Source organism: Marinactinospora rubrisoli, assembly GCF_042664915.1.
Taxonomy (GTDB): Bacteria; Actinomycetota; Actinomycetes; order Streptosporangiales; family Streptosporangiaceae; genus Marinitenerispora; species Marinitenerispora rubrisoli.
This window is the reverse complement of record NZ_JBHTBH010000006.1, coordinates 87180-112779: the sequence shown is the minus strand read 5'-3', so window position 1 is coordinate 112779 and position 25600 is coordinate 87180. Positions and strand designations below refer to the sequence as shown.

The window sequence follows — 25600 nt, the reverse complement described above, 5'->3', positions numbered from 1 at the left end:
CGGGGCGAGGACCCCGACAGGGAGTGAGGACCAGGCATGGCCACGATCCTGCTGCTGTCCACCGCCGACACCGAGCTGCTCGCCGCCCACGCGGCCCGCGCCGGATACCGCACCGCCAACCCCGCCCGGACCGGCCCGGCCGACCTGCCCGCCCTGCTGGAGGGGGTGGACGTCGCCGTCCTCCGGCTCCTCGGCGGTCGCGAGGCATGGCCGCAGGGCCTCGACGCGCTCCGCGCCAGCGGCGTTCCCCTCGTCGCCCTGGGCGGCGAGACGACCCCGGACGCCGAGCTCGTGCGGCTGTCCACGGTGCCGTCCGGGGTCGCCGCCGACGCGCACGGCTACCTGCGCGAGGGCGGCGTGGCGAACCTGCGTGAGCTCGCGCGGTTCCTCTCCGACACGGTGCTGCTCACCGGCGAGGGCTTCGAGCCGCCGCGGCCCATGCCGGAGTACGGGGTGCACGGTGCACCGGCCGCGCACCCCGGCCGGCCCACCGTCGCCGTGGTCTTCTACCGCGCCCACGAGCTGGCCGGCAACACCGCCTTCGTCGACACGCTGTGCGCCGCGATCGAGTCGGCCGGCGGCGCCCCACTGCCGATCTTCACCGGCTCGCTGCGCGGGGTGTCCCGCGATAGCCACCCGGGGCTGTTCGACCTGCTCGGCCGGGCCGACGCCGTCATCACCACGGTGCTCGCCGCCGGCGGTGCGGTGGCCGCCGACGCCAGCGGCGGCGGCGACGAGGACACCTGGGACGCCGGGGCGCTCGCCGCGCTGGACGTCCCCATCCTGCAGGGCCTCGTCCTGACCTCCGGCCGGGCGGCCTGGCTGGCCTCCGACGCCGCGCTCACCCCGATGGACGCCGGAATGCAGGTCGCCATCCCCGAGTTCGACGGCCGGCTCATCACCGTCCCGTTCTCCTTCAAGGAACCCGACCCCGCCACCGGCATCTCGGTGTACGCCGCCGACCCCGAACGGTGCGCCCGCCTGGCCGGCATCGCGGTGCGGCACGCCCGGCTGCGCGCCGTCCCGCCGGGCGAGCGCCGGCTCGCCGTGGTGCTCTCCTCCTACCCCACCAAGCACGCCCGGGTCGGCAACGCGGTCGGGCTGGACACCCCGGCCTCGGCCGTGCGGCTGTTCCGGCGGCTCGCCGCGCGCGGCTACGACCTGGGCGGCGACGACCGCCTCTGGCGCCCGCCCGCGGCCGGGGAGGACCGGCGCGAGGACGACGGCGATCCGCTCATCCACGCGCTGATCGCGGCCGGCGGCCACGACGTCGAGTGGCTCACCGAGGACCAGCTCGCCCAGGCCCCGGCGCGCGTGCCGCTGGAGGACTACCGCCGCTGGTTCGGCGCGCTGCCCGCGCCGCTGCGCGACGGCATCACCGAGCACTGGGGTGAGCCACCCGGGGAACTGTACGTCGATGAATCGTCCGGCCGCCCGGAGATCGTGCTGGCCGCCCTGCGCTTCGGCAATGTCGTGCTGATGATCCAGCCGCCCCGCGGCTTCGGCGAGAATCCCATCGCCATCTACCACGACCCCGATCTGCCGCCCTCCCACCACTACCTGGCCGCCTACCGGTGGCTGGAGACCCCGCGCGAGGCCGGCGGCTTCGGCGCGGACGCCGTGGTCCACCTCGGCAAGCACGGCACGCTGGAGTGGCTGCCCGGCAAGGGGCTGGGGCTGTCCGCGGAGGACGCGCCGGACGCCGTCCTGGGCGACCTGCCGCTCATATACCCGTTCATCGTCAATGATCCCGGCGAGGGAACCCAGGCCAAGCGCCGCGGCCACGCCACCGTCGTGGACCACCTCGTCCCGCCGATGGCGCGCGCCGACACCTACGGCGACATCGCCCGGCTGGAGCAACTGCTGGACGAGTACGCGCTGGTCAGCGACCTCGACCCCGACAAGGCGCCCACCCTGAGGGCTCAGATCTGGACGCTGATCAAGGCCGCGGAACTCCATCACGACCTGCACACCACCGAGATGCCGGGGGACGAGGAGTTCGACGAGTTCGTCCTGCACGTCGACGGCTACCTGTGCGAGATCAAGGACGTCCAGATCCGGGACGGCCTGCACGTCCTCGGTGTCGCGCCCGAGGGGGAGGCGCGGGTCAACCTGGTGCTCGCGGTGCTGCGCGCCGCTCAGGTGTGGGCCAACCAGGCGGGTGCGCTGCCCGGCCTGCGGGCGGCGATCGCCGCCCGATTCGGCCTGGACGAGCGGGCGCTGCTCGCCGAGCCCGGCGCTCCCGTCGCCGTGCCGGCGGCGCTCACCGAACTGGTCGAGGGCCCGGCCCGGACCGGTTCGGACGCCCTCGACCTCGTCGACACGCTGGCCCGCCGCGCGGTGGAGCGGATGGAGGCGCTGGGCTGGGTCGCGGACAAGGCCGGCACGGTGCTGGGGGAGGTGCTCGGCCGGCCGGCCCCGGACGCCGAGCGGGTGCTGGCGTTCGCCGCCGAGGAGGTGGTGCCCCGGCTCGCGGCGACCGGCGGGGAGGTCGAGGCCGTGCTGCACGCTCTGGACGGCGGCCATGTGCCGGCCGGGCCGTCCGGGTCGCCCACCCGTGGCCTGGTGAACGTGCTGCCGACCGGCCGCAACTTCTACTCGGTGGACCCCAAGGCCGTTCCGTCCCGCAACTCCTGGGAGGTCGGCCAGGCGCTCGCCGACTCCCTGGTGCGGCGCCACCTCGACGACACCGGCCGGTACCCGCGCTCGGTCGGGCTGACGGTGTGGGGCACCGCCGCCATGCGGACCCAGGGCGACGACGTCGCCGAGGTCCTCGCGCTGCTCGGGACCCGGCCGACCTGGGACGACGCCTCCCGCCGGGTCACCGGGTTCGAGATCGTGCCCGCCGCCGAACTGGGCCGGCCGCGCATCGACGTCACCCTGCGCGTCTCCGGCTTCTTCCGCGATGCGTTCCCGCACGTCATCGGCCTGCTGGACGACGCCATCACCGCCGTGGCCGAGCTGGACGAACCGCCGGAGGTCAACTACCCGCGCGCCCACGCGCTGGCCGACCACGCGGGGCACGGCGACTGGCGGCGCGCCACCACGCGCATCTTCGGCTCCAAGCCCGGCGCTTACGGCGCGGGCCTGCTCCCGCTCATCGACGCCCGCAACTGGCGAGACGACGCCGACCTCGCGGAGGTCTACGCGGTGTGGGGCGGCTACGCGTACGGCCGCGGCCTGGACGGCCGCGCGGCGCGCGCCGACATGGAGGCGTCCTTCCGCCGCATCGCGGTGGCCGCCAAGAACCAGGACACCCGCGAGCACGACATCGTGGACTCCGACGACTACTTCCAGTACCACGGCGGCATGGTCGCGATGGTCCGCCGCCTCACCGGTGCCGACCCCGCGGCCTACGTCGGCGACTCCGCCCTCCCCGACCAGGTGCGCACCCGCACTCTCGCCGAGGAGACCCGCCGGGTCTTCCGCGCCCGGGTGGTCAACCCCCGCTGGATCGCCGCCATGCGCCGGCACGGCTACAAGGGCGCCTTCGAACTGGCCGCCACGGTCGACTACCTGTTCGGCTACGACGCCACCGCCGGAGTCGTGGACGACTGGATGTACGCCAAACTGGCGGAGAGCTACGTCTTCGACCCGGAGAACCGCGCCTTCCTGGAGCGGTCCAACCCGTGGGCCCTGCGCGGCATCACCGAACGTCTGCTGGAGGCCGCCGACCGGCGGCTGTGGGAGCGGCCGGACGAGCGGACGCTGGACCGGCTGCGCGCGACCTATCTCCGGCTGGAGGGCGACCTGGAGGGCGAGGGCTGAGACCGGCGTGGTGCGCGGGTCCGCGCACCACGGCTCGTGGACGTAGCGTCAAGAACCCGGATACGCCGTGCCAACGACATTCCGTCCGTTTCCCGCGATCCTGCCGGTGAAAAGAGTCGGCCCAGCGCTTCTGGCACGGAAACGAGAACAGGATGAGTGCACGATTCTGGCGGAGTCTCACGGCGGTGGGACTGGCCGTGGTGGCGGCGGCCACCGGAGCCGTCGCGACCGCGGCCCCGGCCGGGGCCGCCGCCTACGGCGGACAGTGCGGTGCGGGGTACGAGTGGATCCAAAGCCGGTTCCTCGACGGCGGAACGGTCTACCTGACCTACAACGCCTCCAACGGCTACAACTGCGTCGTCACCATTCGTGACGACCCCGGCTCCGCCGTCTACATGAACGCGTTCGTCAAGCGGAGCACCGAGGACGCCTGGGTGCGCGATCCCGGCAACTACACGACCTACGCGGGCCCGGTGTACACCTACGCGCGATCGCAGTGCGTGGACTGGGGCGGCACCATCTACGGCGTCAGCAACCAGGTCGTCGTCACGCGGTCCGCGTGCGGCTGAGCGACCAGGGCTCTTCCCATCAGCGCTTTCAGCAAGGAGACAGCCATGTCCATGTGGCGGAACCTCACCGCGGCGAGCCTGGCCGCGACGGCGGTGGCGGCCGGAGCCGTCGCCATGGCCGCGCCCGCCTCCGCCGCCGTGTACGGCGGCCAGTGCGGCGCCGGCTACAGCGTCGTCGACAGCACCGGCATCCGTGACCTCGGCACCGTGTTCCTGACCTACAACCCGGGCAACGGCTCCAACTGCGCCGTGACCATCCGTAATGAGGACGCCCCGTCGGGGAGCGTCTCGGTGTACATCGGACCCTGCGGTGGTCCGGTCCGCACGGTGACCGTCAACGGGGGCAGGTCCGCCGGTCCGGTGTACGCCACCGTCTCCGGCCAGGAGATCAACTGGGGCGGCGCCATCGATGGTCCGGTGCGCCGGCTGCCGTGCGGTGTCAGCGGCGCCGCCACGGCCGCGTAACCGGTCCGCGCGGCTGGCCGCAACCGGCCATCCCGGTTGCGGCCGGCCCTGCCGCACGTGCCGGACGGGCGTCGCCGCCGCTACCAGCGGTCCCGCTCCGCGTCGTCGTCAAGGCGGACGGCCGGGCGGCGAGTACGGGTCAATGTGAAACTCTTTCGGAAATCCGGCCCCGCTGCGTAACCTGCCCACACCCCCGCGTGAACGAGGTGTGTGGACATGCTGCGACACCCCCGATGGCGCGCGGCCGTTGCGGCGGGAACGGCGGTCGTCTGCGTGACGACAGGGGTGGCCACGGCCGCCCCGGCCGCCGCCGAACCCGACGACGCCCTCGACGCCGGCCGGCTCATGGCCGCCGTCGAGGACTACTGCGGCGACGGCTGCCACGACATCCTCCCGCCCGGCCAGAACGGCAACGCCACCCTCATCGAGATCCTCGGCCACCAGCTCTTCGGCACCCGGCCCGAGCACTCCGACACCCAGCTGCCGCGCTACGACGGCCTGCTGCACGGCTACGACGACCTCACCGACGCCGGTATCGACGACCATTTCCTGGACGCCTCGTTCGGGGTGCCCGAGTCCGAGATCGGCACCCAGGAGCAGCCGCGCGACGACGTCACCATCATCCGCGACCGCGAACACGGCATCCCGCACATCTACGGCACCACGCGTTCCGGAACCATGTACGGGGCCGGCTACGCCGCCGCCCAGGACCGGCTGTTCCTGATGGACCTGCTCCGCAACCTCGGCCGCGGCCGGCTCACCCCCTTCGCCGGCGGCGCCGAGAGCAACCGGGCACTGGAGCAGAGCCTGTGGCGCGGCGCCCCCTACACCGAGGCGGACAAGCAGGCGCAGATCGACCGGGTCGCCGCGAGCGGCGAGCGCGGCGCGCAGGCGCTCGCCGACGTCGAGAGCTACCTCGACGGCGTCAACGCCTACATCGACCGCGCCGAGGACCGCCGCGACTACCCCGGCGAGTACGTGCTCACCGGCCACAAGGACGCCGTCACCCAGGCCGGCGAGATCGAGCACTTCAGCACCACCGACGTCGTCGGCATCGCGGCGATGGTCGGCCTGCTGTTCGGCGGCGGGGGCGGCGACGAGGTGCGCTCCGCGCTGGTCCGGGCCGGATTCTGGGACCGGTACGGCCCCGAGGAGGGCGAACGCGTCTGGCGCACCTGGCGCATGGAGAACGATCCGGAGGCCATCGTCACCGCCGAGGGCGAGTTCCCCTACGGCCAGACCCCCGGCGAACCGGTGGGCGAGGCCGCCCCCGACCCCGGCTCGGTGGTGCCCTACGACATCGTGCGGGACGCCACCGGAACGGCCGCCGGCGGCGACCAGGCCCCGCCCCGGTCCGGCGGCACCGAGGGCAGCGGCACCGGGACCGGCACGGTCGACGACCTGCCCGAGGCGGACCGCGACCGGCTCGCCGACCTCGCCGCGGACGGCGACCTCTCCGCCGCCGAGGGCGTGTTCAACGACGGACTGCTCCCGGGCGACCTCCTCGGCGGCCCGCCGAGCATGTCCAACGCCATCGTCGTCTCCGGCGAGCACACCGAGAGCGGCCACCCCATCTCCGTCTCCGGGCCGCAGACCGGCTACTACCTGCCGCAACTGCTGCTCGTCCAGGAACTGCAAGGCCCGGGCATCAGCGCACGCGGCGCCTCGTTCCCCGGCGTGAGCTTCTACGTGCAGATCGGCCGCGGCGCCGACTACGCCTGGAGCCCCACCTCCGCCGGCCAGGACATCACCGACACCTTCGCCGTGGAGCTGTGCGAGCCCGACGGCGGCACGCCCACCGTGGAGTCCCGGCACTACCGCGACGGCGCCGACTGCGTCGCGCTGGAGGAGCTGAGCGTCCACAACGAGTGGCGGCCCACCGTCGCCGACCAGACCCCCGCAGGCTCCTACACGCTCACCGCGCTGCGGTCCAAGTTCGGTCTCGTCGACGGTTTCGGGACCGTCGACGGCGTGCCGGTCGCCTTCGCCACCCGCCGCTCCACCTACCTGCGGGAGGTGGACTCCATCATCGGGTTCCAGAAGTTCAACGACCCCGGCGCGATCGGCTCGGCGGCCGACTTCCAGAACGCCGCCATGGACATCGGCTACGCCTTCAACTGGCACTACGTCGACGACGAGCAGACCGCCTTCGTCAACTCCGGCGCCAACCCGGTGCGCACCCCCGGCACCAACCCCAACCTGCCGATCCGCGCCGACTCCACCGCCGGGTGGGCCGGCTGGGACCCGGAGACCAACGGCGCCGAGTACACCCCGCTCGCCGAGCACCCGAACTCGCGCGGCGCCGACTACTACGTCAACTGGAACAACAAGCCCGCCGCCGGCTACACCTCCGGCTACGCCACCGGGTCGGTGCACCGCGGCGACCTGCTCGACGAACGGCTCCGCGCCCTCGTCTCCGCCGACGAGCCGGTGACCCCCGCCGCCGTCGTCCGCGCCATGCAGGAGGCCGCCACCGTCGACCTGCGCGGCGACCAGGTGCTGCCCGAACTGCTGCGCGTCCTGGACGCCGCCCCCGTTACCGACCCCGGCCTCGCCGCCGCCGTGGCGGAGCTGCGCGCCTGGCAGGAGGCGGGCGCGCCGCGCCGCGAGACCGGGCCGGGCAGCGGCGAGTACGCGCACGCCGACGCCATCCGGATCATGGACGCCTGGTGGCCGCTGCTGGTCCGCGCCCAGTTCGAACCGGGCCTCGGGCCCGACCTGTACGCGGCGCTGACCGGCGTCGCGCAGATCGACGAGTCGCCCTCCGGGCACATCGGCGGCGGCGACCCGGGCAGCGTCAACCAGGGGCAGACCCACAAGGGGTCGAGCTTCCAGTACGGCTGGTGGTCCTATGTCGACAAGGACCTGCGCACCGTCCTCGGCGACGAAGTCGCCGGCCCGCTCGGCGCCGCCTACTGCGGCGGTGGTGAACTCGACGCGTGCCGGACGGTGCTGCTCGACAGCCTCGCGGAGGCGGTGGCCACCCCGGCCGCCGAGGTCTACCCGGGCGATGCCGAGTGCGCGGCCGGCGACCAGGTGTGCGCCGACTCGATCGTGCACGCGCCGCTGGGCGGGATCACCGTGGATCGCCTGCCCTGGCAGAACCGGCCCACCTACCAGGCCGTCCACGAGTTCCACGACGGCCGGGGGTGACCGGCCGGCCGCCGCATGACGGGGCGGAGCGGACCGCCTGCGGGCGCCGCTTCGCCCTCCCCGCCGGTGATCCGGGTCCACGATCGCGTGCTGTTCGTCACATCGCCGGGTACTTTTAGGAATACCCGCCACAGGACGGGAGGGCGGTCGATATGCCGTTGTGGATTCTCTGGATGGTCGCGGCGGTGGCGCTGGGTGTCGCGGAGATCTTCACCCTGACGTTGTCCCTGGGCCTGCTCGCCGTCGCCGCGCTGGTCGCGGGCGTCACGGGCGCCGTGGGCGGCGACGTCGTGTTCCAGGCCCTCGCCTTCGTCGTCACCTCAGCCGCCGGGCTGCTGGTGGTGCGGCCGATCGCGCACCGCCACCTGCGCCAGCCGCCACCGTTACGTTCCGGAACCGCGGCCCTCGTCGGCCGGTCGGCCGTGGTCGTCGAGGAGATCAGCGGGGAACGGGGCCGGATCAGGCTGTCCGGCGAGGAGTGGACCGCCCGCTCCTTCGATGAGAACCAGGTGATCCCGGCCGGGGCCCGTGTCGACGTGATGGAGATCCAGGGCGCCACCGCGGTGGTGTACCCGCACGAGTCGCTGCCGTGACCGTGCCCCGGCCGGCGACCAGGTACCGATGACAAGGCAGGCGAGAGATGCTCGGGTTTGAAGTCGTGTTCTTCGTCCTCGCGATCATCGTGATCGTCGCGGTCATGTCCATGGTGCGGATCGTCCCGCAGGCCCGCGCCTACAACATCGAACGGTTCGGGCGGTTCCTGCGCACCCTGCAGCCCGGCCTGAACTTCATCATCCCGGGCGTGGACCGGGTCAACACCAAGTTCGACCTGCGGGAGCAGGTGTTCTCCTCGCGGCCGCAGCCGGTGATCACCGAGGACAACCTCGTGGTGAACATCGACACCGTGCTGTACTACCAGATCACCGACCCGCGGGCGGCGGCGTACGAGGTGGCGAACTACCTGCAGGCCATCGACCAGCTCACCGTCACCACGCTGCGCAACGTCATCGGCGGCATGGATCTGGAGCGCACCCTCACCTCCCGCGAGGAGATCAACTCGCGGCTGCGCGGCGTCCTCGACGAGGCCACCGGCAAGTGGGGGATCCGGGTGAACCGGGTCGAGATCAAGGCCATCGACCCGCCGCCCACCATCAAGGAGGCCATGGAGAAGCAGATGCGCGCCGAGCGCGACAAGCGCGCGGCGATCCTGCACGCCGAGGGCGCACGGCAGTCCAAGATCCTCACCGCCGAGGGCGCCCGTCAGCAGGCGATCCTGGAGGCCCAGGGCCAGCAGCAGGCCGCCATCCTGCGCGCCGACGGCGAGGCCAAGGCCATCGAACGCGTCTTCCAGGCCGTGCACCGCAACAACGCCGACCCCAAGCTGCTGGCGTACAAGTACCTGGAGACGCTGCCGTCCCTGGCCAACGGCGAGGGCAACACCTTCTGGGTGATCCCCGGCGAGCTGACGCACGCGCTGCAGAACGTCACCGACGCGTTCGCAGGCAAGGCCGGTGCCGCAGCGCCGCGCGAGCGCGAGGGCGAGGAGGGGCAGCAGGAGGAGACCCGGCAGCTCACCTCCGGCGACGAACTGCTCAACCACGAGGCGACGCGCGCGGCCGACGAGGCCGCCGAACGCGCCGCCGAAGCGGTGGCCAGCGCCAAGGCCGAGGCGGAGGCGGCGGCCTCGCCCACCGGACTGCCAGGTCAGCGCCCGCAGTCCTGACGGCGCGACGAGGGCGCGGCGGCACGCGCCGCGCCCCCGCGCCGGGCAGGCCATGGCCCCGGGCGGTTCGCGTATCCGGTCGCGCTCGCCGTCTCGCTTTCCTGCACCGGCAACGCGGATCGGCGTTCGGTGGGTGGCGTTGCCGGTTGCGGACGCTCGGTGGCTCGCCGCCCGTATTTCTGGTCGCGCTCGCGGCCTCGCTTCCCTCCACCGGCAACGTGGATCGGCCTTCGGCGAGTGGCGTTGCCGGTTCCGGACGCTCGGTGGCTCGCCGCCCGTATTTCTGGTCGCGCTCGCCGTCTCGCTTTCCTGCACCGGCATCGTGGATCGGCCTTCGGCGGGTGGCGTTGCCGGTTCCGGACGCTCGGCGGCTCGCCGCTTCGTGTTGTTCCTGGTCGTCTTCCGCGCGCCGGGTGGGTCAGATCAGTACCAGCTTGCCGGTGGTCCGCCGGCTCGCCAGGTCCTCGTGGGCGCGGCCGGCGTCGGCCAGGTCGTAACGCCCGCCGATCCGCACGTCGAGTTCGCCCGCCGCGACCAGGCCGAGGACGTCGGACGCGCGGGACAGCAGCTCGGCGCGGTCGGCGATGTAGTGCGTCAGCATCGGCCGGGTCAGGTAGACCGAGCCGGCGGTGTTGAGCCGCTGCGGGTCCACCGGCGGCACCGCGCCGCTGGACTGGCCGAACAGCGCCAGCACGCCGCGCGGGCGCAGGCTGGCCAGGCTCGCGTCGAAGGTGTCGGCACCCACGCCGTCGTACACCGCCGCGACACCGGCGCCGCCGGTCAGCGACCGCACGGCCTCGGCGACGTCGGTCTCGGTGTAGCGGATGACCTCGTCGGCGCCCGCCTCGCGCGCCAGCCGCTCCTTCTCCGGTGTGGAGACCGTGCCGATGACCCGGCCACCGCGCAGCGCCGCCATCTGGGTGATCAGCAGGCCGGTACCGCCGGCCGCCGCGTGCACCAGGACCGTGTCGCCGGGCTGGACCGGGGCGGTCGAATGGGTGAGATAGTGCGCGGTCAGGCCCTGCAGCAGCACCGCCGCGGCCTGCTCACCGGTCACCCCGTCGGGGATCGGGACGGCCCGCTCGGCCGGGACGACGGCGCGGTCGGCGTAGCCGCCCGGCACCATGACCCAGCCGACCCGCTGGCCGACGTGCAGATCCGTGACGCCCTCGCCCACCGCGCTGATGCGGCCGGCCGCCTCGACGCCGGGCGTGTAGGGGAGCGGCACCGGGTAAGCGCCGCCGCGCTGGTAGATGTCGATGAAGTTGACCCCGCGCGCCTCGATGTCGACGAGGACCTCTCCCGGACCGGGCCGCGGGTCCGGCACCTCCGCCGGTTCCATGACCTCGGGTCCGCCCTGCTTCTCGATCACGATCGCGCGCATGGTGCTGCTCCTTCGGTTGTTCGTCGGTTCCCGCGGCGGGGATGTCCACCCGTCGCCCCGCACCCCGGCCGGCGTGCGGGGCGCGGCGGTCAGCTGGCGGCCGGGTCGGGCTCCGCACCGCCCAGTTCGTGGATGGCGAAGTTGTCGAAGAACACGAGCGCGTCCGCGCCACCGCCGCCGCCGCGCTGCACGGTGAAACCGGCCTGCCGGTTCTGCGGATCGCCCGGCAGCGGTTCGCCGTCCACGGCCTCCAGCACATGCCGGTCGTTCACCCACAGGTTGATGGTCATGTTCCCGGCGTCGGCGTCCAGCTCGCACGACATCGCGAGGTTGTTGACCGCGCCCTCGTCGGTGTCGAAGCCGGGGACGGTGTCGGAGGCCGCCAGCTGGGTCGCTCCGTTCTCGCCCGCGTCGCGGCGGATCTGCGCTCCGGTGCCGTCGAAGCGCACCAGCGCCTCGTAGCGGGTCTCCACCTCGGCGTCGGTGCGGAAGCAGCGCAGGCCCAGCAGGCTGTAGGCGGGCCCGGTCTGTGTCACGGCGTCCACGCTCACCAGCAGGTGGTCGGGGGCCGCGTTCCAGGGGGCGTACTCGCCGCGGCTCTGCTGTTCGGCCGACGCCCGCAGCGCGAACTGCTCCTCGTAGTAGCCGGCGTCGGAGTTCTCGTCGTCCGGGTTGTAGACGGTGTTGGAATACCAGCCGGTGTCGGTGCGCAGGAAGTCGTCGCCGTAGACGAACGAGCCGTCCGGGACCCCCGGGCCGGCGAGCAGCCGCAGGCCGCCGACGACCGCCACCCCCAGGACGATGACGGCGAGCGCGCTGGCGCCCACGAGCATGACGCCGCGCCGCGCACCGCCGCCCCGCTCGCCACCGGGCGCGGGACCGCTGAAGGCCGCGGTGCCGCCCCCGGGCGGCGTGGCGTACGCGAAGCCGGGGGTGCCGCCGCCGGGCGTGGCACCGAATCCGGCCTGTGGCCCGGAGGGCGCGCCTCCCATCGCCCGGGCGTCCGCTCCGCCGAGGTCCGCGGTGGAGACGCCGTCCGGCCCGCCCGGGCCGACGGGCGCCGTGGCCGCGCCGGCGAGCCCGGCGGCGGCGAGATCGGCCGGCCGGGCGGTCGACGGCGGTGTCCAGGACCGCACCACGGTCTGGTCGACCACGGCCTCGGCCGGATCCTCCTGCCCGACCAGCCTGTTGAGGAGCTGCTGCGAGGTCGGCCGCCGGCCCGGCTCCTTGGCCAGCGCCGCGAGCACGAGATCGCGCAGCGCGGGGTCGAGCCCGTCAAGGACAGGTTCGGCGGAGGAGATGCGGTGCAGGACCGCCGGGACGGTCGGCGCGTCGAACGGCGCCCGCCCGGTGCCCGCGTAGGCCACCAGGCAGCCCCAGGAGAACACGTCGGAGGCCGGGGTGACGTCCTGGCCGAGTACGAGCTCGGGCGCCAGGTAGGCGGGGGTGCCCATGAGCTGGCTGGACCGGGTGACCGCGCTGTCGTCGTCCATGGCGCGGGCGATGCCGAAGTCGATCACCTTGGGGCCCACCGAGGACAGCAGCACGTTCGCCGGCTTGAGGTCACGGTGCACGATCCCGGTTCCATGGATCGCCACCAGCGCGGCGGCCACGCCCATGGCCAGGCTCTCCAGGGTGCCGCCGCGCATGGGGCCGTCGTCGGCGACCGCCTGGGCGAGGTTGGGGCCGGGCACGTACTCCGACACGATGAACAGCGGATCGCCGTCCAGGCGGGCGTCCAGCACGGCGGCGGTGGAGAACCGGGCCACCCGGCGGGCGGCCTGCACCTCGCGCGCGAACCGGCGCCGGAAATCCTCGTCGTCGCTGAGATCCGGATGGATGAGCTTCACCGCGACGAGCCGCTCCGCCGGGTCCCGGGCCAGGTAGACGGTGCCCATACCGCCTCGGCCGAGCCGGCCGAGGAGCCGGTATTCGCCCAGCTCGCGGGGGTCTCCGGTGCGGAGGGGCTTGGCGTGCTCGTGCCCGTTGGACGTCACAGTGGTCGGTTCCTTCGTGGGGTCGCGTGATTCGCGCCTCATAGCGTACCGAGCACTTCGGACCCGTCACCTGGCCGGAACCGGTACGGGAGGCGGCGCCCGCGCGTGCCGTCGCGCGGCCGGTGCGCCGGTGCGCCGGTGCCCGGGGCGCGGCCACCGCCCGTCCGGCGACGTCCACGGCTATAATGGGTACATACGTTCGAAGAAGTTCCCGATTCTTCTTCGCCCGCTCCGCGGCCGTCAGGCCCGGCGGGCGCTGTCCGCATGCGCGCGGTCCATGCGATCCGTGCGCGGGGTCACGGTCACCAGGTCACCGATCGAGGGAGTTGCGGTGGGGCGGGTCTACGGCGTGCCGATCACGGTCTGGGAGAGCGACGGGCGGCCCACCCGCTTCCAGTGGGACGGGCGGATCTACACCGTCCAGCGGATCCTCGACCACTGGGTCACGCTGCGCGCCGACTGGACGCCGGCCGCCGACGGCGGGCTGCCGGAACGTCGGCACTGGCGGGTCCAGGCCGGGTCGGACCGCTCGTTCGGGGTCTACGAGATCCGGCATGAGAGCACGAGCGGCGCATGGCTGCTCGCCCGGGTGTGGGACTGAGGGGCGGCGGCCCGGGTTCGCGGGGTGGTTTCGGCGGCGCCGCCGAAACCACCCCGATGTCGGTCCGCCACCTCGTCCGGCTCGCGGCGCCCGGGCCGGCGGCGGCCGGACTCCTTTCCGTTCACCGCCACGGAGGTTGGTCTTCTCCGTTCACCGCCACGGAGGCTGTGCTGTTCCGTTCACCGCCACGGAGGCTGGTCCTCTCCGTTCACCGCCACGGAGGCTGCCAGACGTTCTTCGGCGTCGGGGCCCGGTGCCACTCGCGGCAGCCGCCACAGCAGCACGGCCCCCGCCAGCCACCAGGTCCCCATAATGATCCACTCGTACGGCCAGGACAGCGCCGCGGGCATCCCCGGCAGGTACAGCGTGGCCAGCGCGAGGCTGAGCACCAGCGCCAGCGTGCCCACGAAGGTGCCGGCCGGCACCCGGAACGGCCGGGGCATCCGCGGCTCCCGGCGGCGCAGCGCCAGGAACGACAGCGCCACCACGACGTAGGACACCACGATGTTGATCCCGCCCGCGTTCACCAGCCAGGACAGCATCTGATCGCCGAACAGCGGGGCGAGCACCGACAGGCCGCCGATGAACAGCAGGGCGTTGGACGGGGTACGGAACCGGGGGTGCAGCCGGCCGAACCAGCCGGGCAGCATCCCCGAGACCGCCATGGCGTACAGCAGGCGGCTCGCGCCGATGAGGAAGGCGTTCCAGCTGGTGACGATGCCCGCGATCCCGCCCAGCACCAGCACGGTGCCCATGAACTCGCTGTCCCAGAGCGCCGCCATGCTGTCGGCCGAGGCGAGCTGGGAGGCGGCCAGCGCGTCGGCGGGCAGCGCCGAGCCCACGGTGAGCATGATCAGCACGTACCACGCCGTCGCGCAGCCGACCGACAGCACCAGCACCGCACCCACCTGGCGGTACGGCAGCCGGATCTCCTCGGCCGACTGCGGGATCACGTCGAACCCGACGAACAGGAACGGTGTCGCCACCAGCACGGCGATCAGCCCGGGCGCGCCGCCCTCGAACAGCGGGCGGAGGTTGGCGGCCGAACCGCCCACGGCCGAGCCGAGCAGCAGGGCCGCGCCCACGGCGACCAGGAACAGCACGGCGACCGTCTGGAACACGCTCGCGGGGCGGATGCCGACGTAGTTCACCGCGGTGATCGCGACGGCGGCGACCACCCCGATGGCCGCCCATGAGGCGTGCACGTCGTCGCCGGCGACCGTCCACAGGTGGCCGGCCTGCAGGCCCGGGGCGAGGTAGCCGACCGTCTCGGGCAGCGCCACCGCCTCGAACGCCACCACGGTGAGGTAGCCGAGGACGATGCCCCAGGAGGCGACGAAGGCACCGCGCGAGCCCAGGCCGCGCAGGGCGTAGTGGTGCTCTCCGCCGGCGCGCGGCATCGCCGAGACGAGTTCGGCGTAGGTGAGTCCGACCAGGGTGACGATGCCACCGCCGATCACGAACGCCAGCGCCGCGCCCAGGCTGCCGGCGCCGCTGATGAAGTCGCCGGTGAGCACCACCCAGCCGAAGCCGATCATGGCGCCGAAGGCGAGTGCGAGCACGTCGGCGCGGCCGAGGACCCGGACGAAGCCGTCGCCGTCCCTGCTGCTGTCCGTACTCAAGGGGGACCTCCCTAGGCGGGGTGCGGGTTGGGACAGGGTCCCCGACACGGGCGCGAAAGGGAAGAGGGAGGGCGGCCGTGATCCCGGGAATCCCGCCGCCGCAGGACCGGACGCGGTCCCTTCGGCGCCCGGTCGGCCCCACTCCCGCGAGCCCGGCCACGGCCGCCCCCTGACACCCGCCACCATCCGCGCCCGGCACGGCGCGACAGCCGTGCAACGTCCTGGTGGACACAGCCAGGACCCTGCCGCCTCACCTGAAGCGCTCGCTGACCAGGGCTCGGAGATGGCCGCTCACCGGGCCCTCACCCTGGCCACCGGCATCCCGGTGTTCTGCTGCGATCCGGCCGGTCCCTGGCAGCGCGGCTCGAACGAGAAAACGAGAACACGAACGGGCTGCCGCGCCAGTACCTCCCCAAGGGCACGGACCTGTCGAAGCACTCCCGCGAGGACTTGGCGGCGGTGGCCGCCGAGCTCAACGCACGGCCGCGAAAGACGCTCGGCCGGGATACCCGGCCGAGCGCCTCGCTAAGCGCCGAGAAGCGCACGGCAACCAGCAGCGGTGGTGCAACGACCCCTCGAGTTCGCCATGCCGGGGGCGACGTCCGCCCGGCCGGGCCGCGGCCGACCGGCGCCCCTGGCCCGGTCCGCGTACCGGTCACACCGGGTCCCACGGCCCCGGGTGCCGGGCCGCGATGGCCGCGGCCCGCTCGGTGATCAGTCCCCTCAGGTGCGGATCCCCCCCCGGCGTGTTCGTCCGAATCCCGAGTTCCGCCCGGGCTCGCCGCGCCGCCGACACCCGGCGGTGGAAGTGCCGCACCGCGTGCACATCGAAGCTGAGGGAGTCCTAAGGCTCGGCGCAGTCCTCCCCGTGGTACCAGAACCACCCGACCCGGCCGATCTCCACCGCCCAGTTCCGCAGGGTGGCCGGCTCCGCCGCGACGACCACGAGTCCGCCCCGCACGGTCGGCCGGGGTTCGGTGTGCGGCGCCGGCCGGTACCGCACCCGCGTGGGCCGGCCCGCCCACCGATCGCGGCTGCGGGTGATCCGCTCGTCGAGTGCCGCGGCGTAGCTTCGTGCGTTCATCGTGACGGACCCTTCGGGCCGTCGCCGGAACGCTTGCGGCGCAGCCGGCGGGCGGCGGCGGTGTCGACGGTGCACAGAGGGCTGAGCACGACGGCGATCGGCGGGCTCGGCCGCCCGGTGTGGGGGTTCGGCACCAGGTGCGGCGGGTCGATGACGAACAGGGTGCCGGGGCAGCGCTGGTAGGACGGCCCCCCACAGCATCCGCGCCGGCACCCGCGTCCCGCGCAGATCGGAGGTCAGCATCGCGCACCCGTCGACCGCCCTGGATTCCACCGCGAATCGGACCGGATCTCCGGGGCGCGGGGTCAGGACGCGGTAGCCGTGCCGGTCGTGCCGCACCGTGCGCGGTGCGGGCGCGGCCGGTCGTGCGCCGGCGAGGGGCTTTCCGACGGCCATGGTGGCTCCGGTGTCGACAAGGAGGGCGATCGTGCCGAATTCGCCGGGGACGCGCACCGCGTTTCCGGCGCCGGGGCCGTGGCAGCGTCAGGACAGCGGCGGCCGGCGCCGCCCGAAGCCGGTCGCCTGCTCGAAGGCGTGCCCCACCTCCAGCACGAAGCGATCGGCGCGGTGCGGGCCGACGATCTGCAGTCCCACCGGCAGTCCCTCCGGGGTGAACCCGGCGGGGACCGACAGCGCCGGGCCGCCGGTGACCGTGATGTGGTAGGCGGACCGCATCCAGTCCAGGTAGGTGGCCTGCGGGACGCCGTCGATGTCGGCCGGATACTCCAGGCGGGCGTCGAACGGCACGACCTGGCTGACCGGGAGCAGCAGTACGTCGTAGTGCTCGAAGAACTCGCGTACCCGGTGGAAGATCTCCGTGCGCAGCCGTTCGGCGCGGGCGATGTCGGGGCCGGCGAGCTTGCGGCCCTCCTCGATGTTCCAGGCCAGACTCGCCTTGAGACGCTGCGGGTCGGCGTCCAGCAGGTGGCCGTAGGCCGACTCGAACGTCCACGCGCGCAACGTCCGGAAGACCTCGTCGGCGCCGGTGAGGTCCGGGGCGGTCTCCTCGACGCGGCAGCCCAGCTCCTCGAACACCCGCACGGCGGGCGCCAGCACCTCCAGCACCGCTCGCTCGGCCTGGAAGGCGCCGCCCAGGTCGGGCGTCCAGGCCACCCGGAGCCCGGTCAGGTCGCGGTCCAGCGGTGCCGCGAACTCCCGGCCGGGGGTGTCCAGCGCGATGGGGCTGCGCGGGTCCGGCCCGGCCATCACCGAGAGCAGCAGCGCGGTGTCGGCCACGTCGCGGGCCATCGGGCCCTGGACGGACAGCGTCGACCAGCCGAGCGGGGCGGGGTACGTGGGTACCCGGCCGGGGGACGGCCGCAGCCCCACCACGTTGTTGAACGAGGCCGGGTTGCGCAGCGAGCCGCCCATGTCGGAGCCGTCGGCGAGCGCGTGCAGCCCCGCGGCGAGCGCCGCCGCGGCGCCGCCGCTGCTGCCACCGGCCGAGCGGGTGGTGTCGTAGGGGTTGAGGGTGGCGCCGAAGACGGGGTTGAAGGTGTGCGATCCGGCGGCGAACTCCGGCACGTTGGTCTTGCCGATGGTGATGGCGCCCGCCGCGCGCAGCCGCTCGATGACGAGTTCGTCGCGGTCGGGCACGTTGCCGGTGAGGAACGGCGAACCGTAGGTGGTGCGGATCCCGGCCGTGTCGTGGGTGTCCTTGTGAGCCATGGGCAGACCGTGCAGCGGACCCACCGGCGCGCCCGAGGCCAGGCGCTCGTCGGCCGCGGCGGCCTCCTCCAGTGCCCGATCGGCGCTCAGCGTCACCACCGCGTTGATCGCGGGGTTGACCGTGGCGATCCTGGCGAGGTGCGCCGCCAGGAGTTCGCGCGCGGAGATCTCGCGGCGCCGCAGCATGTCGGCCATCTCGCGAGCCGGTCGAAAGGCGATCTCGTCATACATGGCGGGCGTGCTCCTCTTTCAATGTACGGCCGGCCGGTGGCCGGGCGACGGCGCCGGCAAGGGCCGTCCGCGCCATTCCAGCGCCGCACCGGCCGCGATGCAACGGCGGAACCCGCCTATTCCCGCGCGCGGCCCGGCGAATCGCGCGGCCCGCTTCCGGCTCCTTCGGGATCCGGGGAACCGCTGCGGAGCCGAGCGGGGCTTCGCTACGGTGACGGTCGTGACGGAGCAGGTGGCCCTGGCGGTGGAGGACGGCAACGCGGAGTTCTGGGCGCTCGGCGGTGAGACGCGCACGGTGACCGGGGCGCGGTGGATCCGCAACCGCGAGGCGCCGCTCGTCGGGCGCTGGAACGCCATCACCCGGCTGGTGGGCGACGACCCCGACGAGATCCGGCAGGTGCTCGCCGAAGCGCTGGACTGGATCGGCGCCCCGGCGGCGCGACTGTACGCGGGCCCGGCGATGTCCCAGGCGACCGAGGCCGCGCTGGCGTTCGCGGGATGGCGTCTCCGGGAGCAGGTGGTGGAGATGGTGGCCGCCGGCCCGCTGGCCGTGCCGCGGCGACCCGAACCGGCCACCGTCCGCCGGGTGGACGGCGACCCCGACTGGGACGCCCTGCATACACTGCTGCGGCTCGACCACGAGGAGGAGGACCGCGCCGAGGGGCGCCCGCCCAGGGACGAGGAGTACACGCGGCAGTGCGTGCTCGCCCACCGGATCCGGTCCGCCCACGTCAACTACTGGCTCGCCTGGGTCGACGGCGACCCCTGCGGGTTCTTCTCCTCGTGGCCGCGGCCGGAAGCGATGGCGGTGGTGGAGGACCTCTACGTCCGGCCCGACCGGCGCGGCCGCGGTGTGGCGTCCCAGTTGCTCCGGCACGCGGTCGCCGACGCGAGGTCGGCCGGGGCCGGGCCGGTGCTCATCCGCGCCGAGGTGGACGACTGGCCCAAGCACTTCTACCGCCGCCACGGCTTCCGGCCGGTGGCGGTCACCCGCTGCTACGAGCCGGGTCCCGGCGACGTGCGGTGAGGAGGGCGTGCGGCCGGGGAGACGAGCGGCACCGGCCGGTGGCGGCGCCCGTCGCGTGGGCGGGCCCGAGGGGCGCCGGTCCGGCGGCGCGCGAGCGGTGACCGCCGCACTCGGTGCCGGTCCGGGCGGCCCTCGGGGTGAGTCCGGCCGGAGGCGCTGAAGGGCTCGCGCGGACGCCCTGCCCACCCGGAACCGCGGCTCTGGGCATCGGGGCCGGATCCGGCACGGGAAGCCGCGCCCCGCCGGGTTCCGGCGGCGGCCCACCGGGAATCGGGAACAGGGAAACCGATGGGGCGCCCGCCGCGTCCTTTCACCGAAGGGCAACGCGGCGTCGCGCGCCGCGGCGTGGCCGCGGTGCCGCCCTGGACGACACCTGTGGTCCCCACGGGAGCACGTCTCCGCGGCGCGAGCGGAGCACGAGGAAGCGGGAGGCCCATGAAGACCGCGTCGATCCGGATGCCGCGACCCCCGCATCCGGGCCAGTGGGACGCGCGCGTCGGCGCGTCCGCCGACGCGCCGACGACGTCTCGTGCGGCGGCGGCCCGGGCGCGGCCCGCCGGCTCCGCCGCAGGCCGCTGCCGGGAACGCGTCCGCCGCAACGGGAACGCCGATAGGCCGGATGTGGCCATTGTCAAAGGTTGTCGCGTTGCCGACGCCGCGACTCGCCGTTCGCGCCCACGGCACGGCCGTCCGTCGTCGCCACGGTCGCGGAGCGTCGCCGCAGTTCAGCGTGCGAGCGCTTCGGTGGCCGCGACGCCGGGGCCGCCGTGCGGTGGGCGAGCAGCGCGCGGATCGTCGCTGTACCGGGCGCTGTGGCGCGATGGCCGGAGCGGCCGATTGTCGCGTGAGTCAGTATCATCACGGGCATCCACAATTCTTCCTTGTCGCTCAGCCGCAATTCGGGCTCCGAACCCGAATGGGACCGGCTTCCTCCGAATCGGGCACCGACCGCGAGCGACCGCCGGTGACAGTCACGTAGCGCACACGGACGGGTTCACGACAGTGATGATCGCAATGGCTCCGCCATCGGGGTGGCCGCGTGCGCTTCGCCGGGGTGCGGGCGCCGTGGCGCGCCGCGCCGGACGGGCGGAGGAGCGATGAGCTACGGGGTCCAGCTGACACCGCACCAGAACCGCGTCAGCATCGTCATCGCACCCGACGAGCGCAGCGCGCGGGTCGTCGTCGAGGGCACCGAACGGCGCGTCGCCGGCGACTCCCCGAAGGAGACCCGGCGTGCCGCGCTCGACATCGCCGCCGACTACGCCGCGCGCACCGGGCGGCCGGTGGTCATCGACGCCCGCGACAACCACAGCGTCTGGGAGCTCGTCGCCAACCCGAGCGGCGTCATCCGGGCGGCGCCCGCCGCCGGCGGCCGTGGCGCGCCGCCGCGCCCGCAACGGGCTCCGCGCACCCGTGGGCCGGGCTCCGGGGCCGGACGCCGGATCGCCCTCGTGGTGGCGGGCGGTGTGGTCGCGGTCGCCGTCCTCGTCGGAGGCGGCTACGCCGCGGTCCAGTACCTGCCGGACACGCTCGGCATCGGCCAGGAGGAGCCGCCGGTTCCCGAGGCGGCCACGTTCGATAGCCGTCCGGTGCCGCCCGGGTTCACCGACCAGGCCGCGTGGCGGCTCGCCATGGCCCCCGGCACCCGGCCGGCGGTCGCTCCGGACGGCAGCGCGGTCGCGTTCGTCAACGCCGACGAGCGGCTGGCCGTCGTGGGAGCGGACGGCGTCGAGCGGTGGTCGGCGGAGCTGCCGGTCGCGCTCGGCGACATCGACCAGCAGCCGCGGATCGTGCGCGCCGGTGAGTCCCTCCAGGTCCTCCTCGGCGGCGACGGCACGCTGTGGCTGTGGCCGATCGGCGGCGGCGACCCCGAGGAGGTGGAGCTGCCCGCCGGAGCCCAGGTGAGCTACGCCGGGCGGGCCCCGCTGGTGGCGGCGGGCGACGGCGCGTTCGTCCCGTCGGGCGGCGAACTCGCGCCCGTCCCGCTCTCGGAGGGCCAGGGAGCGCTGGCCGCCGACGGCGAGGCCGTCCTCGTGGCCGCCGCGCGCGGACCGTGGGCGTGGGCCGCCGAGGGCGCGGATCCGGCGGAGGTGGAGCCGGCAGAGCCCGACGGTGCCGAGCGCCTGGACCGTGTGCTCACCGCGTCGGCCGAGCACGTGCTCATCCGCTGGACCACGGAAGACGAGGACAGCGTCGTGCTCGGTGTGCACGACGCGCATGATGGCTCGGTCGTGGCCTCGGCCGCGATCGCACCGGGAGAGTTGACGGACGCCCGCTGGGTGGCCGGTGACACCATCGCCGCCTACGGGCCGGTGGTCGTCGACCTGGCGGCCGGTGCGGCCCGGGTCGTGCCCGGCTTCACCCCCGTGACCGCCGTCGGAGGAACGCTCTTCGGTGAACTCGACGGCGCTGAGGTGGCCGTCGAGGGCGACGGCGATCCGGAGGAGCTGGAGCCGGACACGGCGCAACCGTGGGGGCTGCTCAACGGCCACGCGGTCGTGGTCGCCGGCGACGGCATCTACGCCCTCACTCCCGAATGACCCCCGCCCCCTCAAACTGAAAGGAGAAGGATGTCCCGTTCAGCACGCGCGGTCGGCATAGCCGCCGCGGGTCTGCTGGCCTTCGGGTTCTCCGCGACGCCGGCGTTCGCCGACACCGTCGAGGAGACCGAGGCCGCTCCGGCCGTGCAGTCGGACACCACTGCGGACCGGGAGTCCGGTCCAGGTCTGGGGCTCGACCTCGACCTGAACCTCCCGCCGCTGTTCCCGGAGGACCCCACGCCTCCGGACGACCCCGACCCGACCCCTCCGGACCCGGACCCCACACCTCCGGACCCGGACCCGACTCCGCCCGACCCCGATCCGACGCCCCCGGACCCGGACCCGACACCTCCGGACCCGGACCCCACGCCGCCGGATCCCGACCCCACCCCGCCCGACCCGGACCCGACTCCGCCCGACCCGGACCCGGAGCCGACCCCGCCGGACCCCGACCCGGAGCCGACGCCTCCGGGCGAGGACCCCGATGACGGTCAGGGCCCGGGCAACCAGCCGCCGTCCCAGAGCGGTGCGCAGCCCGTCGCCAGCAGCGCGACCCAGGCCGAGGACGAGCCTGCGGAGACGCTGCCGGTGACCGGAACGGACGTGTCCGGCCTGCTGTACGGCGGCCTGCTGGCCGCCGGTCTCGGCGCGGTGACCGTGTACGCGGCTCGCCGTCGTCCGGCTCAGGAGAGCTGACACCCGGGGTGACCCCGACCCGGGCGGCCGCCGCGAGGTGGCCGCCCGGGTTCTGTGCGTTCAGGGGTCGGTGTGCGGATTCCGGGCCGGGACCGCTCGTCACGACCCCGGCGGTCCCCCGCCGTACTTCCAGCCGTCTTCGGCCAGCCGCACCACGGCCGGGTGCCGACGCGCGTGGCGCTCCGGCCGTGGCGCCAGTCGGTGCCAGCCGAACCAGTGCTGCCGGACGCCCAGCCACAGCACCAGCCAGCTCAGCGTCCAGATCCACGGGAAGATGATCTGCCACTGGTCGGCCCAGGGTTCTCCGCTCAGATTCGAGCCCAGCATCAGCACGGTGGGCAGTCCGGTCACCAGCGCCGATCCGGCGAATATCCAGCGGGTCCACTTTTCGATCACGTGGCCGCTCATGCACCGCTCACACCGCGGAACGTAGGCCGTGGTGGTCGCCCACCGGGTGTGCAGCGCGATGACCAGAGGGGTGTATCGCACATCGCGGTGCATACCAAAATGCAGGTATTCGCCGTTGCGAGTCGGGGTGGCGCAGAACCAGCACTCGTTGGCGCTCATGGGGGCAGCGTAACGATCAATCAGCGACCAATCGGATTGATCAGAATGTTTCCGGTGAATTCCACAAATGGAAAAGCGGCCCGCGCCCGCTGCTCCGGCACCGGCCGGAAATGGTGCGGTCACGGCGGCCGCACCGCCGCCTGATCCCGCCCCGGACCGGTGTGCGATGCTGAGGGCGGTGCCGGCCCGGTGGCGCGCGGCCCCCGCCGTTCGCCGCCGACGCAGGAACCCGGTGTGAATCCGGGGCGGTCCCGCCACTGTCACCAGGGAGCGAACCCGCAACGACGCCACCGCCGGCCCCGGCCGGCGGGAAGGCGCGGGGGAGCGGCGATCTGGGAGCCAGGACACTGCGCGGCGCCATGGCCAACCCCTGTGGGCGTGGACTCCCGAGGAAGGACGGACCCGCGTGAGCGCTTCCGCTCGCTATCCCTTCAGCGCGGTCGTCGGCATGGACGACCTCAAACTCGCTCTCCTGGTCAACGCGGTCGCGCCATCGGTCGGCGGCGTGCTGGTGCGCGGCGAGAAGGGCACCGCGAAATCCACCATCGTGCGCGCCCTGGCGGCGCTGCTGCCCGGCATCGACGTGGTGACCGGCTGCCGTTTCGCCTGCGACCCCGGCGCTCCGGATCCCGACTGCCCCGATGGCCCGCACACCCCCGACGCGGCCACGCGCACCCGCCCGGCGCGGCTGGTCGAACTGCCCGTCGGCGCGAGCGAGGACCGGCTGCTCGGCTCGCTGGACATCGAGCGGGCCCTCACCGAGGGCGTGAAGGCGTTCGAGCCCGGGCTCCTGGCCGCCGCGCACCGCGGTGTGCTCTACGTCGACGAGGTCAACCTGCTGCACGACCACCTCGTGGACCTGCTGCTGGACGCCGCCGCCATGGGGACGTCGCACGTCGAACGCGAGGGCGTCTCGGTCCGGCACGCGGCGCGGTTCCTGCTCGTCGGCACGATGAACCCCGAGGAGGGCGAGCTGCGGCCGCAGCTGCTCGACCGGTTCGGGCTGACCGTCGAGGTGGCCGCCACCCGGGACCCGGCCGAACGCGCCGAGGTCGTGCGCCGCCGCCTCGCCTATGAGGACGCGCCCGAGCGGTTCGCCGCCGGCTACGGCGACGCCGAGGCCGCCCTCGCCGCCCGGATCCGCGCCGCGCGGGGCCGCCTGGCCGAGGTGGAGCTGTCCGACGCCGCCCTCCGCCAGGTGACCGCCGTCTGCGCCGCCTTCGAGGTGGACGGCCTGCGCGCCGACCTGGTCACCGCCCGCACGGCCATGGCGCTCGCCGCCTGGCGGGACCGGGTGGAGGTGACCGCCGAGGACGTGCGCGACGCGGCCCGGCTCGCCCTGCCGCACCGGCGGCGACGCGACCCCTTCGACGCCCCGGATCTGGACGAGGACCGGCTGCGGGAGGCGCTGGACCAGGCGGGTGATGCGGACCCAAAAGACCCTGACGGCGGTCCGGACGCCCAGGGAGAGGGCGACGGGCCCGGCCGCCCGGACGGGGAGAGCAAGGGGCCCGGCGATCCGCCGGACACCGGGCCACCGGAGGACAGCGGCACGGCTCCGTCAGAGGCGAGCCGAGGTGAGGTGGACGGCGGGGACCAGCAGGCCGGGGAGGGACGGCCCGGTGAGGGGCCGGCGCCCGAGGGCGGTGTCGCCGACCCGGGCGAGACCTACCGGCCCCGGCTGCTCCGGGTCCCCGGGCTCGGCGCCGGCACGCCCGGCCGCCGGTCCCGGGCGGAGACACCGTTCGGCCGGACCTCCGCCGCCCGCCCGCCGAGCGGCCACCGGATCGGCTCCGTGCACCTGGCGGCCACACTGCGCGCCGCCGCCCCGCACCAGCGCGCCCGCGGGCGGACCGGCCGCGGGCTACTGCTGTCCCCGGCCGACCTGCGGGAGTCGGTGCGGGAGGGACGTGAGGGCAACCTCGTGCTGTTCTGCGTGGACGCCAGCGGCTCCATGGCGGCGCGGCAGCGGATGCGGGCCGTCAAGGGGGCGGTGCTCAGCCTGCTGCTCGACGCCTACCAGCGGCGGGACAAGGTCGGCCTGGTCACCTTCCGGGGCCGGGACGCCGAACTGGCGCTGCCCCCCACGTCCTCGGTCGAGGCCGGCGCGCGCCGGCTGCGCGAACTGCGAACCGGCGGCCGGACCCCACTGGCGGCCGGCCTGCTGCGCTGCGCCGACGTACTGCGCGTCGAGCGCACCCGTGACCCGCGACGGCGGCCGCTGCTCGTGGTGGTGACCGACGGCAGGGCGACGCACGGCGGCCTGGACGCCGCACTGCGCGCCGGTGCCTGGATCGGCGGCCAGGGGATCGAGAGCGTGGTCGTGGACTGCGAGTCCGGCCCCGTCCGGCTCGGTCTCGCCGCACAGCTCGCCGCGGCCCTGCGCGGGGAGACGGTCCGCCTGGCCGACCTGCGGGCGGAGGCACTGACCGGCCTGGTCCGGCACACCCGCCGCGCCGCCTGACCCCCGCCCGTCCCACCTCACCCGACGACGAGGAGACTACA

17 protein-coding genes, 1 pseudogene and 1 riboswitch are annotated in these 25600 nt (G+C 74.2%); of the genes and pseudogenes, 12 read left to right on the top strand and 6 right to left on the bottom strand.

What is annotated here, in order from left to right; translation table 11 throughout:
* Positions 1 to 36 precede the first annotated feature (36 nt).
* From cobN to ACFQRF_RS13830, 6 genes are all read left to right on the top strand, one after another.
* Positions 37 to 3768 (top strand): cobaltochelatase subunit CobN, encoded by a 3732-nt coding sequence (cobN, locus tag ACFQRF_RS13855; RefSeq protein WP_379871488.1) that lies wholly within the window; start codon positions 37 to 39, stop codon positions 3766 to 3768.
* A gap of 152 nt (positions 3769 to 3920) precedes the next feature.
* Positions 3921 to 4337, top strand: coding sequence for a spore-associated protein A (locus tag ACFQRF_RS13850; protein WP_379871487.1), 417 nt, complete (start codon positions 3921 to 3923; stop codon positions 4335 to 4337).
* A 45-nt stretch (positions 4338 to 4382) separates the two neighbouring features.
* Positions 4383 to 4802, top strand: a complete 420-nt coding sequence (locus ACFQRF_RS13845; protein ID WP_379871486.1) for a spore-associated protein A — start codon at positions 4383 to 4385, stop codon at positions 4800 to 4802.
* A gap of 216 nt (positions 4803 to 5018) precedes the next feature.
* Complete coding sequence (locus ACFQRF_RS13840; protein ID WP_379871485.1) at positions 5019 to 7955, top strand: penicillin acylase family protein; 2937 nt, start codon at positions 5019 to 5021, stop codon at positions 7953 to 7955.
* A 152-nt stretch (positions 7956 to 8107) separates the two neighbouring features.
* Positions 8108 to 8548, top strand: coding sequence for an NfeD family protein (locus ACFQRF_RS13835; protein WP_379871484.1), 441 nt, complete (start codon positions 8108 to 8110; stop codon positions 8546 to 8548).
* A gap of 47 nt (positions 8549 to 8595) precedes the next feature.
* Complete coding sequence (locus ACFQRF_RS13830; protein ID WP_379871483.1) at positions 8596 to 9678, top strand: SPFH domain-containing protein; 1083 nt, start codon at positions 8596 to 8598, stop codon at positions 9676 to 9678.
* 418 nt (positions 9679 to 10096) lie between these two features.
* On the opposite strand, the gene ACFQRF_RS13825 is transcribed toward ACFQRF_RS13830, so the two are convergent.
* Positions 10097 to 11062: a quinone oxidoreductase family protein gene (locus tag ACFQRF_RS13825; protein WP_379871482.1), complete on the bottom strand. Its 966-nt coding sequence runs from the start codon at positions 11060 to 11062 to the stop codon at positions 10097 to 10099.
* 89 nt (positions 11063 to 11151) lie between these two features.
* Positions 11152 to 13059: a serine/threonine-protein kinase gene (locus tag ACFQRF_RS13820; protein ID WP_379871481.1), complete on the bottom strand. Its 1908-nt coding sequence runs from the start codon at positions 13057 to 13059 to the stop codon at positions 11152 to 11154.
* A gap of 331 nt (positions 13060 to 13390) precedes the next feature.
* Between ACFQRF_RS13820 and ACFQRF_RS13815 the strand changes: the two genes are divergently transcribed.
* A complete protein-coding gene (locus tag ACFQRF_RS13815) occupies positions 13391 to 13660 on the top strand; it encodes a DUF6504 family protein (protein ID WP_379871480.1) in 270 nt (89 codons plus the stop codon).
* A gap of 179 nt (positions 13661 to 13839) precedes the next feature.
* On the opposite strand, the gene ACFQRF_RS13810 is transcribed toward ACFQRF_RS13815, so the two are convergent.
* Positions 13840 to 15282, bottom strand: a complete 1443-nt coding sequence (locus ACFQRF_RS13810; protein WP_379871479.1) for an APC family permease — start codon at positions 15280 to 15282, stop codon at positions 13840 to 13842.
* A 236-nt stretch (positions 15283 to 15518) separates the two neighbouring features.
* Here ACFQRF_RS13810 and ACFQRF_RS13805 point away from each other — a divergent pair.
* A pseudogene (locus tag ACFQRF_RS13805) lies at positions 15519 to 15812 on the top strand (IS30 family transposase); the annotation flags it as partial.
* Positions 15813 to 16126: 314 nt separating this feature from the next.
* On the opposite strand, the gene ACFQRF_RS13800 reads toward ACFQRF_RS13805, so the two are convergent.
* Together ACFQRF_RS13800 and ACFQRF_RS13795 are read right to left on the bottom strand one after the other, a co-directional pair.
* Positions 16127 to 16366, bottom strand: coding sequence for a hypothetical protein (locus ACFQRF_RS13800; RefSeq protein WP_379871478.1), 240 nt, complete (start codon positions 16364 to 16366; stop codon positions 16127 to 16129).
* Positions 16367 to 16849: 483 nt separating this feature from the next.
* Positions 16850 to 18265: an amidase gene (locus tag ACFQRF_RS13795; protein ID WP_379871477.1), complete on the bottom strand. Its 1416-nt coding sequence runs from the start codon at positions 18263 to 18265 to the stop codon at positions 16850 to 16852.
* Between the two features lie 220 nt (positions 18266 to 18485).
* Here ACFQRF_RS13795 and ACFQRF_RS13790 point away from each other — a divergent pair, with 220 nt between their 5' ends.
* The 3 genes from ACFQRF_RS13790 (at position 18486) to ACFQRF_RS13780 (ending at position 22528) form a co-directional block, all read left to right on the top strand.
* Positions 18486 to 19292, top strand: coding sequence for a GNAT family N-acetyltransferase (locus tag ACFQRF_RS13790; protein WP_379871476.1), 807 nt, complete (start codon positions 18486 to 18488; stop codon positions 19290 to 19292).
* Between the two features lie 1097 nt (positions 19293 to 20389).
* Positions 20390 to 21832, top strand: a complete 1443-nt coding sequence (locus ACFQRF_RS13785) for a hypothetical protein (protein ID WP_379871475.1) — start codon at positions 20390 to 20392, stop codon at positions 21830 to 21832.
* 30 nt (positions 21833 to 21862) lie between these two features.
* Positions 21863 to 22528, top strand: coding sequence for a hypothetical protein (locus ACFQRF_RS13780; RefSeq protein WP_379871474.1), 666 nt, complete (start codon positions 21863 to 21865; stop codon positions 22526 to 22528).
* 99 nt (positions 22529 to 22627) lie between these two features.
* Here ACFQRF_RS13780 and ACFQRF_RS13775 read toward each other — a convergent pair whose 3' ends face one another.
* The gene (locus ACFQRF_RS13775; protein WP_379871473.1) at positions 22628 to 23095 is read right to left on the bottom strand and encodes a hypothetical protein; all 468 of its coding nucleotides are present in this window, start codon (positions 23093 to 23095) and stop codon (positions 22628 to 22630) included.
* 222 nt (positions 23096 to 23317) lie between these two features.
* Positions 23318 to 23445, top strand: a riboswitch (cobalamin riboswitch).
* A 56-nt stretch (positions 23446 to 23501) separates the two neighbouring features.
* On the opposite strand from ACFQRF_RS13775, the gene ACFQRF_RS13770 reads away from it, so the two are divergent.
* Complete coding sequence (locus ACFQRF_RS13770; RefSeq protein WP_379871472.1) at positions 23502 to 25559, top strand: putative cobaltochelatase; 2058 nt, start codon at positions 23502 to 23504, stop codon at positions 25557 to 25559.
* Positions 25560 to 25600 lie beyond the last annotated feature (41 nt).

Coding starts and splice junctions, on each gene's coding strand:
- cobN (WP_379871488.1), top strand. CDS start 37: ATGGCCACGATCCTGCTGCTGTCCACCGCCGACACCGAGCTGCTCGCC.
- ACFQRF_RS13850 (WP_379871487.1), top strand. CDS start 3,921: ATGAGTGCACGATTCTGGCGGAGTCTCACGGCGGTGGGACTGGCCGTG.
- ACFQRF_RS13845 (WP_379871486.1), top strand. CDS start 4,383: ATGTCCATGTGGCGGAACCTCACCGCGGCGAGCCTGGCCGCGACGGCG.
- ACFQRF_RS13840 (WP_379871485.1), top strand. CDS start 5,019: ATGCTGCGACACCCCCGATGGCGCGCGGCCGTTGCGGCGGGAACGGCG.
- ACFQRF_RS13835 (WP_379871484.1), top strand. CDS start 8,108: ATGCCGTTGTGGATTCTCTGGATGGTCGCGGCGGTGGCGCTGGGTGTC.
- ACFQRF_RS13830 (WP_379871483.1), top strand. CDS start 8,596: ATGCTCGGGTTTGAAGTCGTGTTCTTCGTCCTCGCGATCATCGTGATC.
- ACFQRF_RS13825 (WP_379871482.1), bottom strand. CDS start 11,062: ATGCGCGCGATCGTGATCGAGAAGCAGGGCGGACCCGAGGTCATGGAA.
- ACFQRF_RS13800 (WP_379871478.1), bottom strand. CDS start 16,366: ATGAACGCACGAAGCTACGCCGCGGCACTCGACGAGCGGATCACCCGC.
- ACFQRF_RS13795 (WP_379871477.1), bottom strand. CDS start 18,265: ATGTATGACGAGATCGCCTTTCGACCGGCTCGCGAGATGGCCGACATG.
- ACFQRF_RS13785 (WP_379871475.1), top strand. CDS start 20,390: ATGAGCTACGGGGTCCAGCTGACACCGCACCAGAACCGCGTCAGCATC.
- ACFQRF_RS13780 (WP_379871474.1), top strand. CDS start 21,863: ATGTCCCGTTCAGCACGCGCGGTCGGCATAGCCGCCGCGGGTCTGCTG.
- ACFQRF_RS13775 (WP_379871473.1), bottom strand. CDS start 23,095: ATGAGCGCCAACGAGTGCTGGTTCTGCGCCACCCCGACTCGCAACGGC.